Source organism: Bacillus sp. S10(2024) (genome assembly GCF_050473865.1).
Classification (GTDB): Bacteria; Bacillota; Bacilli; order Bacillales; family Bacillaceae_G; genus Bacillus_A.
In genome coordinates, this window is the sequence record NZ_JBFLUR010000002.1 from 4,697,987 (window position 1) to 4,713,625 (window position 15,639).

Below are 15,639 nucleotides of genomic sequence, written 5' to 3' on the forward strand. Positions count from 1 at the left end.
TAGAAGAATCGTTTTTAATACAGAAACGGGATGTACAAGCTAAGGATAGAGCAGGCTTGTATTTTTCTTTCCATATAGAGACAATATTCTTTTTTACTTCTCCATGCGATAAGGAGGACTATCTATGGAGCAACAAGATGTAGTTAGTGAATATTTGCTGTCTTTTATCGATCCAAAAGATGAGCTCATTCTTGAAATCGAACAGTATGCGTGTGAGCAACATGTACCAATTATGGATCGTCTTGGCATGGAATTTATGTTGCAATTTTTGCGTTTAATTGGGCCAAAGAGCATATTAGAACTTGGTACAGCAATTGGATATTCTAGTATTCGCATGATGCAAGCTATTCCAAATTCACGTATTGTGACAGTAGAACGAAACGCAGATCGATACGAAAAAGCACTTGAATATATAAATCGTTCCCCAGTAAAAGAGCGCATTTCTGTTATTTATGGAGATGCTTTAGAAACAGGGGATCAAGTAAAGGAATATGGCACATTTGATGTTATTTTTATTGATGCAGCAAAAGGACAATATCGCCGCTTTTTTGATATCTATGAGCCGTTATTAAATCCTGGCGGTGTCATTATTTCAGATAATGTACTATATCACGGCCTTGTGACGACAAAGGAACACATTGAAAATAGACGTACACGCGGTTTAATTAGACGAATTAAAACGTATAACGAGTGGCTCATGAATCATGAAGGGTATGATACAACCATTTTCCCAATTGGTGACGGAGTAGCAGTGAGTAAAAAGAGAGGGTGACAGGCAATGAAAAAACCTGAATTGTTAGTAACGCCAAAAACAGTGGCAGATATCGAACCACTTGCAAAAGCAGGCGCAGATGCAGTGATGATTGGTGAGCAAGAGTTTGGCTTACGTTTAGCAGGCGAATTTTCTCGCGAAGATGTAAAAGAAGCGGTAGCAATTGCACATGAAAACAATATGAAAGTATATGTCGCAATGAATGCGCTGTTCCACAATGAGAAAGTAGAGGCTTTAAAAGATTACGTTTCATTTTTACAAGAAGTAAACGTAGATGCCGTTGTATTTGGAGACCCAGCTGTATTAATGACGGTGCGTGAAGTTGCCCCAAATATGAAAATGCATTGGAATACAGAAACAACAGCAACGAACTGGTTTACATGTAATTACTGGGGACGTAAAGGTGCAAAACGTGCTGTGTTAGCTCGTGAATTAAGCTTAGATGCAATTGTTGAGCTAAAAGAACATGCAGAAGTAGAAATAGAAGTACAAATTCACGGTATGACATGTATGTTCCAGTCGAAGCGTTCTTTAGTAGGAAACTACTTCGAGTATCAAGGTCGTGAAATGGAAATCGAGAAGAAGAAATACGAAGAAAACATGTTCTTGCATGATGCAGAGCGTAACAATAAATACCCAATTTATGAAGATGAAAACGGTACGCACATTATGAGCCCAAATGACATTTGCTTCATCGACGAGTTAGAAGAGTTAATTGATGCAGAAATTGATAGTTTAAAAATTGAGGGTGTATTAAAAAGCTCTGAGTATATCATTGAAGTGACAAAGAAATATCGTAAGGCGATTGATTTATGTGTAGAAAATCGCGACGCATATTACGATGTGAAAGACGACTTATATAAAGAGATTGAGGAATTACAACCAGTAAATCGTCCGTTAGATACAGGGTTCTTCTTTAAAGAAACGGTTTATTAAAATAGGAGGTAACGCATATGAGTTTTCAAGAAATTTCACGCGTCATTGACGGAAAGCGTGTTATTGTAAAAAAACCTGAGCTATTAATGCCCGCAGGAAACCTAGAAAAATTAAAAATAGCTATTCATTACGGCGCAGATGCTGTATTTTTAGGAGGACAAGAATTTGGTCTTCGTTCGAATGCAGGAAACTTCACGTTAGAAGACATGGCTGAAGGCGTTGAATTTGCAAAGAAATATGGTGCGAAAATATATGTAACAACAAATATCTTTGCTCATAATGAAAACATGGATGGGCTAGAAGAATATTTAAGAGGGATTGAAAAAGCAGGTGTAACAGGTATAATCGTTGCAGACCCTCTTATCATCGAAACATGTAAGCGCGTAGCTCCTTCTGTGGAAATTCATTTAAGTACACAGCAATCATTATCAAACTGGAAAGCGTCCCAGTATTGGAAAGAAGAAGGATTGCACCGCCTTGTACTTGCTCGTGAAGTAAGCTATGAAGAAATGAAAGAAATTAAAGAAAAAGTTGATATTGAAATTGAAGCATTTATTCATGGTGCGATGTGCATTGCTTATTCTGGAAGATGTACATTAAGTAATCATATGACAGCGCGTGACTCCAACCGCGGTGGTTGCTGTCAGTCCTGCCGCTGGGACTATGATTTAATTCAAACAGTATCGCAACATAAAGAAGCGCAAGAACTTTCTCTTTTCCAGGAAGAGGATGCTCCGTTTGCAATGAGTCCAAAAGACTTAAACCTTATCTTATCAATTCCGAAGATGATTGAAATCGGAATTGACAGCTTGAAAGTTGAAGGGCGCATGAAATCTATTCACTATATTGCAACTGTAGCAACTGTATACCGTAAAGTAATTGATACGTACTGTGCAGATCCAGATAACTTTGAATTTAAGCAAGAATGGTTAGAAGAGCTTGATAAATGCGCGAATCGTGATACAGCTCCTGCATTCTTCGAGGGAGTTCCAGGGCACTTAGAACAAATGTATGGAAATCATAGTAAGAAAACAACGTATGATTTTGCTGGTTTAGTGTTAGATTATAATGAAGAAACAGGCATTGCGACAGTAGAGCAACGTAACTATTTCAAGCCAGGTCAGGAAGTTGAGTTCTTTGGACCGGAAATTGAAAACTTTACACAAACGGTGGAAAAAATTTGGGATGAGGATGGAAACGAATTAGATGCAGCGAGACATCCGTTGCAAATCGTGAAATTCAAAGTGGATCGACCAGTGTATGTGAACAACATGATGCGAAAAAGCATAATTCAATAAGAAAGAGTGGTAGTTGAATGGGGACGAACAAGCCTGTTGTAATTGGAATTGCTGGTGGTTCAGGATCAGGTAAAACAAGTGTAACAAAAGCAATTTTTGATCAATTTCAAGGTCATTCCATTTTAATTTTGGAGCAAGATTATTATTACAAAGATCAAAGCCATTTGCCAATGGAAGAGCGTTTAAAAACAAATTATGATCATCCATTAGCATTTGATAATGACTTACTAATTGAGCATTTACATCAGTTGCTTTCATATAAGGCGGTTGAAAAACCTGTATATGATTATACATTGCATACACGCTCAGAAGAAATTATTCCAGTAGAGCCGAAAGATGTAATTATTTTAGAAGGGATTCTAATTTTAGAAGACCCGCGTCTTTGTGATTTAATGGACATTAAAGTGTTTGTTGATACAGATGCTGACCTTCGCATCTTACGTCGTATGCAGCGTGACATTAAAGAACGTGGTCGTACGATGGACTCTGTTATTGAACAATATGTAAATGTTGTGCGTCCAATGCACAATCAATTTATTGAGCCTTCTAAGAAATTTGCGGATATTATTATCCCAGAAGGTGGACAAAATCATGTTGCAATCGATATTATGGTCACAAAAATCGCGACAATTCTTGAAGAAAAAGTGAATTTGTAATAGCATAGTAAAAGATGTTCGATAGGAAGGGATTTTCTCCCTTTTTATCGAATACAATGAAACATGCAAACCTCACCCATATCTAGGTGAGGGCATATTTATATTAGCTTTCCATACATATCTTTTTGATATAAGGAAGAATTAAGGAAATACGGGGTTGTATGTGACAACTCCGCTAGTGCTGCCTGTACTAGAAACCTCCGCTATTTTATAGGGCGGGGGAGTTTTCATATGGAACTCCTCTTTTTTTCGGGGGATCGGTATATAAAAGGAGTGGAAAACATGGCAACAGAAAAAACATACCCTATGACACTTGAGGGAAAACAAAAATTAGAACATGAGCTTGAGCAATTAAAAACAGTAAGACGTAAAGAAGTTGTAGAACGTATTAAAATTGCGCGCAGTTTTGGTGATCTTTCTGAGAACTCTGAGTACGATGCAGCAAAAGATGAGCAAGCATTTGTAGAAGGGCGTATTACACAACTTGAAAATATGATTCGCAATGCAGTTATTATTGAAGATAACGGTGAAGAATCTACAGTTGTAACGTTAGGTAAAACTGTAATATTTAAGGAATTACCAGATGGAGAAGAAGAAGCATATACAATCGTTGGTAGCGCAGAAGCAGATCCATTTGAAGGTAGAATTTCTAACGATTCTCCAATCGCAAAAAGCTTACTAGGAAAGCAAATTGGCGAAAAAGTTGCAATTCAAACACCAGGTGGAGAAATGCAAGTAGAGATCGTCTCTGTAAAATAATAAAAAAGGTTCGCTCTTTTGAGTGAACCTTTTTTATTTTCCCCACATTAACGGTCCCACATTTCAAGATTCACAGTGTCAAGTCTTATATCAAATTGTCCATAATAGTGTGTGTAGTCAATAAAGTGAAACTTTAATCAGTGGGGGTTTTCTTCATCCCCTACCTATCTTCTTCGCTTCTCTTCTCTCTCAATCTTGAGGTGGAGGTCTTACTGCTCACGAATAGCAGGATAAAAACTATACAAGAAAAATTTAAACTCTAATAATAGTTTGTTTTGTATAAAAGGAATGACACCTCGTCTAAACTGAAAAGACGAGGTGTTTTTTATGAAAATCAAGCGGAGAATAATTATCATCTTATTATTTTTTATGTCCATTATATTATTACTAATTGGTAGGTTAGTGCAAATACAGCTTATAGCTACTGAGTCATTTACAAATAGACATATTAATTTAATAGAACAGAGTGTTAAGCAACGTACCCAAGCAGTCACAGTGGACGATGGCAGGGGACATTTTATTGATCGAAATGGAGAAAGTATTGGAGAAGAAAGATATCCAGTTTTACTTGTCTTTCCATTTTTACAAATAAGCAATGATATGTTAGAGAAAATAGCCCATATAATTGGTGTAACTCGCAAAGATATTCAAGTACAGATGAAAAGTAGAAGTAAACCATTTATATTTCAAAAAGATGATCGTCCATTTCCATTAACAAAAGAGCAAATGGAAATGGTGAACCGTACTAGTATGTTAGGTATGGTAGCAACTGAAGTAAGAATGCAACGAAGCCGAGAAGCAGAGCACTTGATAGGTGTAGTCGGAGAAAATGAGAAAGAATATAAAAAGCGCTATGAGAAATTAAAAAAGTTATCTAGCGAAACCCCAATCGGTATTTCTGGATTACAGCAGTCATTTGATGAGTTTTTAATGACTGACGGTGAAACGAAAGTGCTGTATCAAATAGATGGACAAGGGGAGCCGATTTTGGGAGAACGTGCGAAATATACAGCGCCTGGAAACCCCTTTTATCCAGTTACGGTTCAAACAACATTAGACAAATGGTTGCAGCTAAAAGCAGAAGAGCTTGTGAAAAAGCATGGATTACAAAAGGGTGGAATAGTATTATTGGATGTCCAAACGAGTGAAATTGTAGCAATGGTGAGTAAACCATCATTACATACAAATAGCAAGGAAGCTTATAAGCGGGGGGCGAGTAATCAAATGCTTATCCCTCATTTTCCTGGATCTGTTTTTAAAACAGTTATTGCAGCAGCTGCTATTGAAGAAGAAATACTTACAGCAAAGCGAAGGTTCGATTGTAATATGGACCTTTATGGAGAAGGAGAAGCCGACCGATTGATGGGAAAGCTATCGTTTACAGAGAGCTTTGTGCGCAGTTGTAATCGTACGTTTGCAGAGCTTGGACGCGAATTGTTACAAAAAGATAAAATGGTGATTGAGAAGTATGTCGAAGCGTTAGGAGCGTCTAAAAGTGTTGGATGGGAAGGAAATGTTTTTCATACGACTTCATTTCGACAGCTTGTAGAGGAGAAAGAGGGAACGATTTGGCGTGATGAAAGAGATAAAAGCGTCCGAAAAGCAATTGCACAGACGGCAATCGGTCAAAAGGACGTTCGCTTATCACCGCTAGCTGTTGCGAATATGATGGCAACCATTGCAAGGGGCGGTGGAAAGAAAGAGGTTAAAGCTGTTCGGGACATTACATATAAAAATGGAACGAAAGTATTTCGTTTTGAAGATCATGTATTACATGGGAAAACACTGAAAAGAAATACGATTAAGAAAGTACAGCAATTGTTAAGAAGTGTTGTAACGGCACCGAATGGTACAGGATATGTGTATCAATCATTACCATTTACAATAGCGGGAAAATCAGGAACTGCACAAACAGGGAAAGGGAATGATGAAAATCGTTGGTTTGCTGGTTATTTTCCGTATGAAAATCCTCGGTATGCGTTAGTTGTCGTGGATTTAGAAACGAATAGGAAAGACAATGTGGTAACACGCATTTTTACTGATTATGTGAAGGCGATTGCTAAGAGGGAACAATAGCGAAAGTGATAAGAAATATTTTCATTTTGAGAAAAAGTGGTCCTACTCCTTCAACCTTTGGGCATTTGATGTTACAATAACAAGTATGAAAATTGTCATGGAGGTTTGAATAATGGCAGGAACTAGATTTCAACAAAAACAACAAAGGCGTCGCCAAAATGGTATATTGAATATTGCAATTGGTATCGTGTTATTAGCGGTAGTAATTGTAGCATATCAACTATTCTTTACTTCTGATAATACAGAGCAGGCTGCTTCTAGTGATAAAAAAGTAACGCAGCAAACTGAAAAAGAAAAAGAAGCCGTGAAAAAGAAAGAGAAAGAAGAAGCAAAAGCAGCGGAACAAAAGAAAAAAGAAGAAGAAGCTAAGAAGAAAGAGGAAGAAGAAGCGAAAGCAAAAGAGAACGAAAAAGTATCCGCAGAGAAAACAATTCCACAAGCGAAAGAAGCATATACAAAACCAGCTTGGAAACCAGTTGGTACTGAGCAGGGGCAATCACCTGCAATGACATTCCAGAAAGGAAGCGTTGACTGGAATGAGATGAATAAAGCGATTGCTTATGCAATTGATATCCCAGTGGAACAGTTGGTAATTCAACGTATTGGAAATAACGGAAAACAGAAAGCATACGGCAGAGTAACAGATAAACAAACAGGAAACAAATATAATGTAAATATTGATTGGGTAGAGAATGAGGGCTGGAAACCAACGCTTGTTCAAACCCTGAACTAAAAAGGAGAGAGGTGATAAAGCCTCTCTCTTTTTTTAGCGTGATTTTTTCAATTTAAAGTGAACAACAGCGCTATAATATGGTCGTTTGCTTTCAGGATCCATCATCATTTGATACGAAACGTGATGCACCTCTAACATCAGTGCCTTATTATTATCAACTTGTTCATTAACTTTCTTTTCTAGCAATGCTAAGCTAGCTGCCTCAAAAAACTCAACTTTATCTTCTATCATTTCGAATGTAAACGACATGAAGAACACCTCTTTCTGCATGTTCATAGTATAGTTTATCAAAGAAAACTAAGAAATACCATGTGCATTTTTGTTGACTTTTTGACGGATCAGGAATATTATACTGATAAATCCGATAAGAAAAAGGGGGATTTTCTATGGGGACAGAATTTAATGAACTATTTGATCAATGGGCTCATACGTACGATTCTTTCGTACAGGGCGAAGATATACAATATAAAGAAGTTTTCGCTCATTATGAGGAGATTTTAGAGGATGTTGTAAATAAATCTTTTGGTAATGTTTTAGAGTTTGGTGTTGGTACCGGCAACTTAACAAATAGATTATTAGCTGCTGGTCGCACCGTTTACGGGATAGAGCCATCAAAAGAAATGCGTACGATTGCCAAGCAGAAGCTTCCGAAAGAAGTATCGATTACAGAAGGTGATTTTTTGAACTTTGTCACTCCTTCGCATGTGGATACAATCGTCAGCACATATGCGTTTCACCACTTGCTTGATGAAGAAAAAAATGTAGCAATTGCGAAGTATAGTCAATTGCTAAACAAAGGTGGTAAAATAGTGTTTGCTGACACGATATTTGTAGATCAGGAAGCATATGATAAAACTATTGAGGTTGCACAGCAGCGAGGGTTTTATGAGCTAGCAAATGATCTACAAACGGAATATTATACGCGTATTCCAGTCATGCAATCTATTTTTGAAAACAATGGCTTTCATGTCTCATTTACTCGCATGAATCATTATGTTTGGGTAATGGAGGCAACGAAGCAATAGAAAGAGGGATTAGATTGAGAATTGCTGTAATTGGAGCAATGGAAGAAGAAGTACGTATTTTACGTGACAAGTTAGAACAAGCGGAAACAGAAACAGTTGCGGGTTGTGAATTTACGAAAGGTACATTAGCAGGACATGAAGTAATCTTGTTGAAATCTGGTATTGGTAAAGTAAATGCAGCGATGTCCACGACGATTTTATTAGAACGTTATCAGCCGGAAAAAATTATTAATACAGGTTCAGCTGGTGGATTCCATCATTCTTTAAACGTAGGCGATGTTGTCATTTCAACAGAAGTTCGTCATCATGACGTAGATGTAACAGCATTTAACTATGAATACGGTCAAGTACCAGGAATGCCAGCAGGATTTCCAGCCGATGAAGAACTTGTTGCATTAGCTGAAAAATGTATGCAAACAGCAGAAGGAATTCAAGTTGTTAAAGGTATGATCGCAACAGGTGATTCTTTCATGAGCGATCCAAACCGCGTTTCATTTATTCGTGAGAAGTTTACTGATCTGTATGCAGTAGAAATGGAAGCTGCGGCAGTTGCACAAGTATGTTATCAATATCAAGTGCCATTTGTTATCATTCGTGCACTTTCTGATATTGCTGGTAAAGAATCAGATGTTTCGTTCGAGCAGTTTTTAGATCAAGCAGCTCTTCATTCTACAAACTTTATCGTAAAGGTATTAGAAGAATTAAAGTAATGTAGCAAAAAGGCAACTGTTTCATATAAAGAAAATACATACAGTTGCCTTTTTCTTTTGAGGGGTTAGGTAAGGAGGAAATACGATGAAAGTGTATCGCAGTATTCACGACCTAATCGGACATACACCACTCGTTGAGATTACGCGCTTTTTACTTCCAGAAGGTGTTCGGATTTTTGCAAAGCTTGAATTTTTCAATCCAGGCGGCAGTGTGAAAGATCGATTAGGGCGAGAATTAATTGAGGATGCTCTTGCCAAAGGGCTTGTAAAGCCAGGGGGAACCATTATTGAACCGACTGCTGGCAATACAGGAATCGGACTGGCACTGGCAGCACTTGAGCATGATTTACAGGTTATCGTTTGCGTTCCAAAAAAATTTAGTATTGAAAAACAAGAACTTATGAAGGCTCTTGGTGCAACAATTGTTCATACACCAACGTCACAAGGAATGACAGGTGCTATTGCAAAAGCAGAAGAACTTCTAAAAGAAATTCCAAATTCGTATTCTCCATGTCAATTTGCAAATGAAGCAAATCCACGTGCATACTATAAAACATTAGGGCCTGAACTGTGGGAGGCACTAGATGGGCATATTGATATATTTGTCGCTGGTGCTGGAACCGGCGGAACATTTATGGGAACAGCATCATATTTGAAAGAGCAAAATCAACAAATTAAAACAGTCATTGTTGAACCAGAAGGCTCTATTTTAAATGGGGGCGAAGCCGGTTCTCATGAGACAGAAGGAATTGGGCTTGAGTTTATACCACCATTTCTTATTCCAACATATTTTGATGCCATTCATACGATTTCAGATCGTGATGCGTTTTCACTTGTGAAACAACTGGCGCAAAAGGAAGGGCTCCTCGTTGGCAGTTCTTCGGGAGCAGCACTACATGCAAGCTTATTAGAAGCTGAGAAAGCAAAGCCAGGAACAAATATCGTAACCATTTTTCCAGATAGCAGCGAACGTTATTTGAGTAAGAACATATACAAAGGATGGGAATAAAATGAGAACAAAAGCAAAGTTAATTCAAGGTATTCACATCGGATAACGTAACTAAGACAGGAACAAATATTGTAACCATTTTTCCAGATAGCAGTGAATGCTATTTGAGTAAGGATATATACAAAGGATGGGAATAAAATGAGAACAAAAACAAAATTAATTCATGGTATTCATATCGGAGAACCTTCAACTGGAGCTGTAACCGTACCGATTTATCAAACGAGTACGTACAAACAAGAAGGTGTAGGAAATCATAAGGGATATGAATATTCACGTACAGGAAATCCAACTCGTTCAGCTCTTGAAGAAACAATTGCTGTTCTTGAAAATGGTTATGCGGGATTTGCATTCGGATCAGGCATGGCAGCAATTACAGCAGTAATGATGCTTTTCTCTAAAGGAGATCACGTTGTTTTAACTGATGATGTGTACGGTGGAACGTACCGCGTCATGTCAAAAGTATTAAATCGCTTTGGGATTGCACATACATTTGCTGATACAACAAACTTAGAAGAAGTAAAAGCAGCGCTTCTTCCAAACACAAAAGCAATTTATGTTGAAACACCGACAAACCCGCTTTTAAAAATTACGGATATTAAACAAATTGCAGCACTTGCTAAAGAACAAGGTTTATTAACAATTGTTGATAATACATTTATGACACCGTATTGGCAAACACCAATCTCTCTTGGTGCAGACGTTGTACTTCATAGTGCAACAAAATATTTAGGCGGTCATAGCGATGTTGTTGCTGGGGTAGTAGCTGTAAATAGTGCAGAGTTAGCAGAAGATCTTCACTTTGTACAAAATTCAACAGGTGGTATTTTAGGACCACAGGATAGCTTTTTATTACTACGGGGCTTAAAAACATTAGGAGTGCGTATGGAAGAGCATGAAGTAAATGCGCGTGCAATTGCTGAGTTTTTACAAAATCATCCGAAAGTAAATAAAGTGTATTATCCAGGGCTTAGCACTCACCATAACCACAACTTAGCGGCAGAACAAGCGAAGGGATTCGGTGCAATTATTTCATTTGATGTGGATAGTCAAGAAACATTAAACACTGTACTTGAGAAGGTACAATACTTTACACTTGCTGAAAGCTTAGGAGCAGTAGAAAGCTTAATTTCTATTCCTTCGCAAATGACGCACGCTTCTATTCCAGCAGAACGCCGTGCAGAGCTAGGAATTACAGATACATTAATTCGTATTTCAGTGGGAATTGAGGACGGGGAAGATTTAATTGAAGATTTAGCACGAGCGTTATCATAAGGGAACAAGCACTACGAAATAAAGTAGTGCTTGTGCTATATAATTTCAAATAAAAAAACAATATAAAACTATTTTTTTAGATGGTCGAGAGCATCTGGTCATGCATAGAAGCGGTTAGGGCCTTTTTCTGCTACATGCGCAGTTAAAACCAAAGAGAGCAAGTGAGTGCAGTTTCCTTTTTTCTGCATAACAGCAAATTATATCTTGAAAGACGAACATATATAATTTGTGAAACATTTCACAAATTGGACACACACATATATAAATATCTGGTGTATAGTAAAACACAGGAAGCGAGATGCTTCGCATAAAATTATGTGAAATATTTCACAAACAATGAGATTCATGTAGAAAAGGTAGTTCTATTTTTTTAAGCTAACAGGGACATATTTAGACCCCTAGGGACTTTAAAAGTCCAACAGCAGAATAGGAGGAAATTACATGGTAGTCAAAGAGAAAGTTGTAAATGAAATGCAAGAAGTAACAGACATGATTGAAGCGTTAGCAAAGAACGGTCAAAAGGCTTTACAAGCATTAGAAGGGTTTACACAAGAACAAATTGACAACATTGTACATCAAATGGCACTTGCGGGTGTGGATCAACATATGCCACTTGCAAAAATGGCTGTTGAAGAAACGGGCCGCGGTGTATATGAGGATAAATGTATTAAAAATATTTTCGCAACTGAATATATTTGGAATAGTATAAAAAATGATAAAACAGTGGGGATTATTCGTGAGGATCCACATGAGGAAGTAATAGAAATTGCAGAACCAGTCGGTGTAGTTGCTGGGGTAACGCCAGTAACAAATCCAACTTCAACAACGATGTTTAAAGCGATCATTGCGATAAAAACGAGAAACCCAATTATTTTTGCATTCCACCCTTCAGCGCAAAAATGTTCTATCGCAGCTGCAAAAACAGTACGCGATGCTGCAGTAAAAGCTGGTGCACCAGAGAATTGTATTCAATGGATTGAAAAGCCTTCTGTGGAGGCAACAAAACAATTAATGAATCATGAAGGGATAGCACTTGTTCTAGCGACGGGAGGAGCTGGAATGGTAAAATCAGCATATTCTACTGGTAAACCAGCCTTAGGGGTAGGTCCAGGTAACGTTCCATGCTATATGGAAAAATCAGCGAATGTAAAACGCTCTGTAAATGATGTGATTTTATCAAAAACGTTTGACAACGGTATGATTTGTGCTTCTGAACAGGCAATTATTGTAGATAAAGAAATCTATAATGATGTGAAACAAGAAATGATTGCAAATAATTGTTACTTTGTAACAGAAGAGGAACGAAAAAAATTAGAGAAGCTTGTTATTAATGAGAATACATGTGCAGTAAATAGTGATATTGTTGGAAAATCCGCACATTACATTGCAGCATTAGCAGGGATTACAGTGCCTGAAGACACAAAGATGCTTGTAGCTGAAATTAAAGGAGTCGGTGCAGCTTATCCGTTATCTCGTGAAAAATTAAGTCCAGTATTAGCTTGTCTAAAAGCGAATTCATTAGAAGAAGGATTACAGCATTGTGAAAATATGTTAGAGCTTGGCGGGTTAGGACATTCTGCTGTAATTCATTCTACAAATAAAGAAGTACAAAAACAGTTTGGATTACGTATGAAAGCATGTCGTCTTATTATAAATGCTCCGTCAGCACAAGGTGGAATTGGTGATATATATAACGCTTTCATTCCATCGCTTACACTTGGATGCGGATCATACGGAAAGAACTCTGTTTCTCAAAACGTAACGGCAACACATTTAATGAACGTAAAGAGACTTGCAAATAGAAAAAAGAATATGCAGTGGTTCAAGTTGCCACCAAAAATTTATTTTGAAAAACACGCTACGCAATATTTAGCAAGTATGCCGAACATTTCACGCGCATTCATTGTAACAGATCCTGGAATGGTGCAGCTTGGGTATATTGATGTAGTGACGCAATATTTAGCTCAACATAGAAATGATGTAAAAGTAGAAATATTCTCTGAAGTAGAACCAGATCCGTCAGATGAAACTGTATTTAAAGGTGCAGAAATGATGAGAAGCTTCAAACCAGACGTGATTATTGCTCTTGGTGGCGGATCGGCGATGGATGCAGCGAAAGGAATGTGGCTCTTTTATGAGCACCCAGAAACAGAATTCTTTGGTATAAAACAAAAGTTTTTAGATATTAGAAAACGTACATGTAAATATCCAAAACTAGGAGACAAGGCGCAGTTTGTTGCGATTCCGACAACATCTGGAACAGGTTCAGAAGTGACACCATTTGCGGTTATTACAGATAAAAAGAACAATATCAAATATCCGCTCGCTGATTATGAATTAACACCAGATGTTGCCATTGTGGATCCGCAGTTTGTTATGACAGTACCGCCGCATATCACTGCTGACACAGGAATGGATGTTTTAACACATGCAATTGAAGCGTATGTATCGATTATGGCAAATGATTATACAGATGGATTAGCCTTAAAAGCAATGGAGCTTGTGTTTAAATATTTACCACGTGCATATAAAGATGGCAATGATGAAGAGGCTCGTGAAAAAATGCACAATGCATCAGCAATGGCTGGTATGGCATTTGCAAATGCATTTCTTGGTATTAACCACAGCTTAGCACATAAATTAGGACCGGAATTCCATATTCCGCACGGACGTGCCAATGCCATTTTAATGCCGCATGTTATTCGCTATAATGCAATCAAACCAAGAAAACATGCACTATTCCCAAAATACGAGTACTTTGTTGCAGATGAGCGCTATGCACATATTGCAAGAATGCTTGGACTTCCAGCGCGTACAGTGGAAGAAGGCGTAGAATCATTAGTACAAGCTATTATCGCCCTTGGAAAAGAATTAAATATTAATATGAGCATCGCTGGCCAAGGTGTTGAAAAAGAAGCATTTGAAGCAGTTGTGGATGTACTTTCTGAACGAGCATTTGAAGATCAATGTACAACAGCAAATCCAAAATTACCGCTTATTTCAGAATTAAAAGAAGTGTATATGCAAGCATATAAAGGTGTGTAAGTTAGAAAGAGCCGTACTATTACGGCTCTTTTTCTTTTCAACATTTAAGCCACTGCTATACAGAACAAAAAGTGACTTGTACTCGCTTTCTTTGTCTTCATATGGCACGTGGCAGGAAAAGGAATTGACCGCTTCTCTGCATGGCTAGATACTCTCGCCCCTTAAAAAGAAAAGGTTTTTATCCCTTTTTTCAATTTGTATTCATGGAAAACTTCCCCCTCATTGGCTGTATTTACTTGCCTACGAAACGATGAAAATATGATACAGTGAAAAGGAGGAGTGAGTGAAGAATGAAAGAATTACAGCAAAAAATTGCTGATTATATTCGTTTCGGTCAAGTCATGTTAGCACTAAGTGGATTTTTAATGCTCGGTTTAATACTCCCAAATGGACAAAGAGAAGCGGTGCAAATGTTTGCTATGATGGGTGTGATTGCTGCTTTTTTAGGCGGCTCATTTTATTTTTTCTACCGCGTGAAAGAGCTGCGTGACAAGTTAGAGGAGAACGAGCATGAACAGCCACTATAAATAGAAACGTTACTTAAAGAGTGTCTTTGAGTAACGTTTTTTTAGTTAACACTTGAATGTCGGCGTAAGATGTAATGATAAAATCAGCATACGGTGTTAACTCTTCTATTGCATGTTTGTGATTTGCAATCCCTACAGCAATACTCCCCGCCTCTTTGGCCATTTTTACATCTACAACAGTATCCCCAATCATAATAAGTTCATTTGTCTCAATGCCAAGTTGTGTACATGTTTTTATAATCATCTCTGGGTTCGGTTTTCCGCATGTTACATCTTCTGGAGTAAGGAGAAAATGCAGAGATGGCACGTCAAGAAGTTCAATACACTTTTTTGTTCGTAATTTATTATCTGATGTTAAAATGCCTGTATAAATTCCTTCGCTTTGCAAGGAACTTATACAATCAGCTGCTCCTTGAATCGGATGAAAAGCTTTTTCGATACATAACTCTTCATCGCTTTCTTTAAAAATAGCAACGGCAAGTTCTTTACAGCGATGCCATGGATATTTTGTAATTTGATATAACAAGCTCGCGGTAACAATGATTTCATCACTTTCAGGGGCAACTGCTAATAATCCTTTAAAATCAACTTGATCAGGATGTACGAAACCAACTGCTTTTTCCCAAAGCGACTCGTATCCCTCTCCGGCGATTTGTGAAAATTTATGTTTTCTCAGTCTATCAATTTCATACCAAAACGGGATAGCTTGAAATAACGTACCGTCCTTATCAAAAGCAACAGCTTTTGCACGAATAATTTCTCCTGAAATTTGAATTTTTCCCATATTTAAGGTCACTCCATTTATAATAGATATATAACTT

15 protein-coding genes are annotated in these 15,639 nt (G+C 37.6%); 13 read left to right on the plus strand and 2 right to left on the minus strand.

The features are described from left to right. Nucleotides 1-124: 124 nt before the first annotated feature. The 7 genes from AB1280_RS23885 (at nt 125) to AB1280_RS23915 (ending at nt 7,230) form a co-directional block, all read left to right on the plus strand. The gene (locus AB1280_RS23885) at nt 125-772 is read left to right on the plus strand and encodes an O-methyltransferase (RefSeq protein WP_272186729.1); all 648 of its coding nucleotides are present in this window, start codon (nt 125-127) and stop codon (nt 770-772) included. Nucleotides 773-778: 6 nt separating this feature from the next. Further along, entirely contained in the window at nt 779-1,708 is a 930-nt protein-coding gene (locus AB1280_RS23890; protein WP_272186730.1) for a peptidase U32 family protein, read from the plus strand. Between the two features lie 17 nt (nt 1,709-1,725). After that, a complete protein-coding gene (locus AB1280_RS23895; RefSeq protein WP_272186731.1) occupies nt 1,726-3,006 on the plus strand; it encodes a peptidase U32 family protein in 1,281 nt (426 codons plus the stop codon). 17 nt (nt 3,007-3,023) lie between these two features. Beyond that, a complete protein-coding gene (gene udk, locus AB1280_RS23900) occupies nt 3,024-3,662 on the plus strand; it encodes a uridine kinase (RefSeq protein WP_272186733.1) in 639 nt (212 codons plus the stop codon). Nucleotides 3,663-3,944: 282 nt separating this feature from the next. Then, entirely contained in the window at nt 3,945-4,421 is a 477-nt protein-coding gene (gene greA / locus AB1280_RS23905) for a transcription elongation factor GreA (RefSeq protein WP_020060861.1), read from the plus strand. Nucleotides 4,422-4,748: 327 nt separating this feature from the next. Further along, nucleotides 4,749-6,497: a penicillin-binding transpeptidase domain-containing protein gene (locus AB1280_RS23910; protein ID WP_429757220.1), complete on the plus strand. Its 1,749-nt coding sequence runs from the start codon at nt 4,749-4,751 to the stop codon at nt 6,495-6,497. Between the two features lie 109 nt (nt 6,498-6,606). Then, a complete protein-coding gene (locus AB1280_RS23915) occupies nt 6,607-7,230 on the plus strand; it encodes a YrrS family protein (RefSeq protein ID WP_272186995.1) in 624 nt (207 codons plus the stop codon). A 33-nt stretch (nt 7,231-7,263) separates the two neighbouring features. Here the strand turns inward: AB1280_RS23915 and AB1280_RS23920 are convergent, their stop codons facing one another. Beyond that, a complete protein-coding gene (locus AB1280_RS23920; protein ID WP_272186735.1) occupies nt 7,264-7,479 on the minus strand; it encodes a YrzA family protein in 216 nt (71 codons plus the stop codon). Nucleotides 7,480-7,616: 137 nt separating this feature from the next. Here AB1280_RS23920 and AB1280_RS23925 point away from each other — a divergent pair, with 137 nt between their 5' ends. From AB1280_RS23925 to AB1280_RS23950, 6 genes are all read left to right on the plus strand, one after another. Beyond that, the gene (locus tag AB1280_RS23925) at nt 7,617-8,255 is read left to right on the plus strand and encodes a class I SAM-dependent DNA methyltransferase (protein ID WP_272186736.1); all 639 of its coding nucleotides are present in this window, start codon (nt 7,617-7,619) and stop codon (nt 8,253-8,255) included. Nucleotides 8,256-8,269: 14 nt separating this feature from the next. Next, entirely contained in the window at nt 8,270-8,965 is a 696-nt protein-coding gene (mtnN, locus tag AB1280_RS23930; RefSeq protein WP_272186737.1) for a 5'-methylthioadenosine/S-adenosylhomocysteine nucleosidase, read from the plus strand. A gap of 85 nt (nt 8,966-9,050) precedes the next feature. After that, the gene (locus tag AB1280_RS23935) at nt 9,051-9,974 is read left to right on the plus strand and encodes an O-acetylserine dependent cystathionine beta-synthase (RefSeq protein ID WP_272186738.1); all 924 of its coding nucleotides are present in this window, start codon (nt 9,051-9,053) and stop codon (nt 9,972-9,974) included. 138 nt (nt 9,975-10,112) lie between these two features. Further along, nucleotides 10,113-11,246, plus strand: a complete 1,134-nt coding sequence (locus tag AB1280_RS23940) for a bifunctional cystathionine gamma-lyase/homocysteine desulfhydrase (protein ID WP_429757221.1) — start codon at nt 10,113-10,115, stop codon at nt 11,244-11,246. A gap of 441 nt (nt 11,247-11,687) precedes the next feature. Then, on the plus strand, nt 11,688-14,291 hold the full coding sequence (gene adhE, locus AB1280_RS23945; RefSeq protein WP_272186740.1) for a bifunctional acetaldehyde-CoA/alcohol dehydrogenase: 2,604 nt from the start codon (nt 11,688-11,690) through the stop codon (nt 14,289-14,291). A 290-nt stretch (nt 14,292-14,581) separates the two neighbouring features. Further along, on the plus strand, nt 14,582-14,818 hold the full coding sequence (locus AB1280_RS23950; RefSeq protein ID WP_429757222.1) for a YrhC family protein: 237 nt from the start codon (nt 14,582-14,584) through the stop codon (nt 14,816-14,818). 13 nt (nt 14,819-14,831) lie between these two features. On the opposite strand, the gene AB1280_RS23955 is transcribed toward AB1280_RS23950, so the two are convergent. Next, nucleotides 14,832-15,602, minus strand: coding sequence for an HAD family hydrolase (locus tag AB1280_RS23955; RefSeq protein WP_429757223.1), 771 nt, complete (start codon nt 15,600-15,602; stop codon nt 14,832-14,834). Nucleotides 15,603-15,639: the final 37 nt, after the last annotated feature.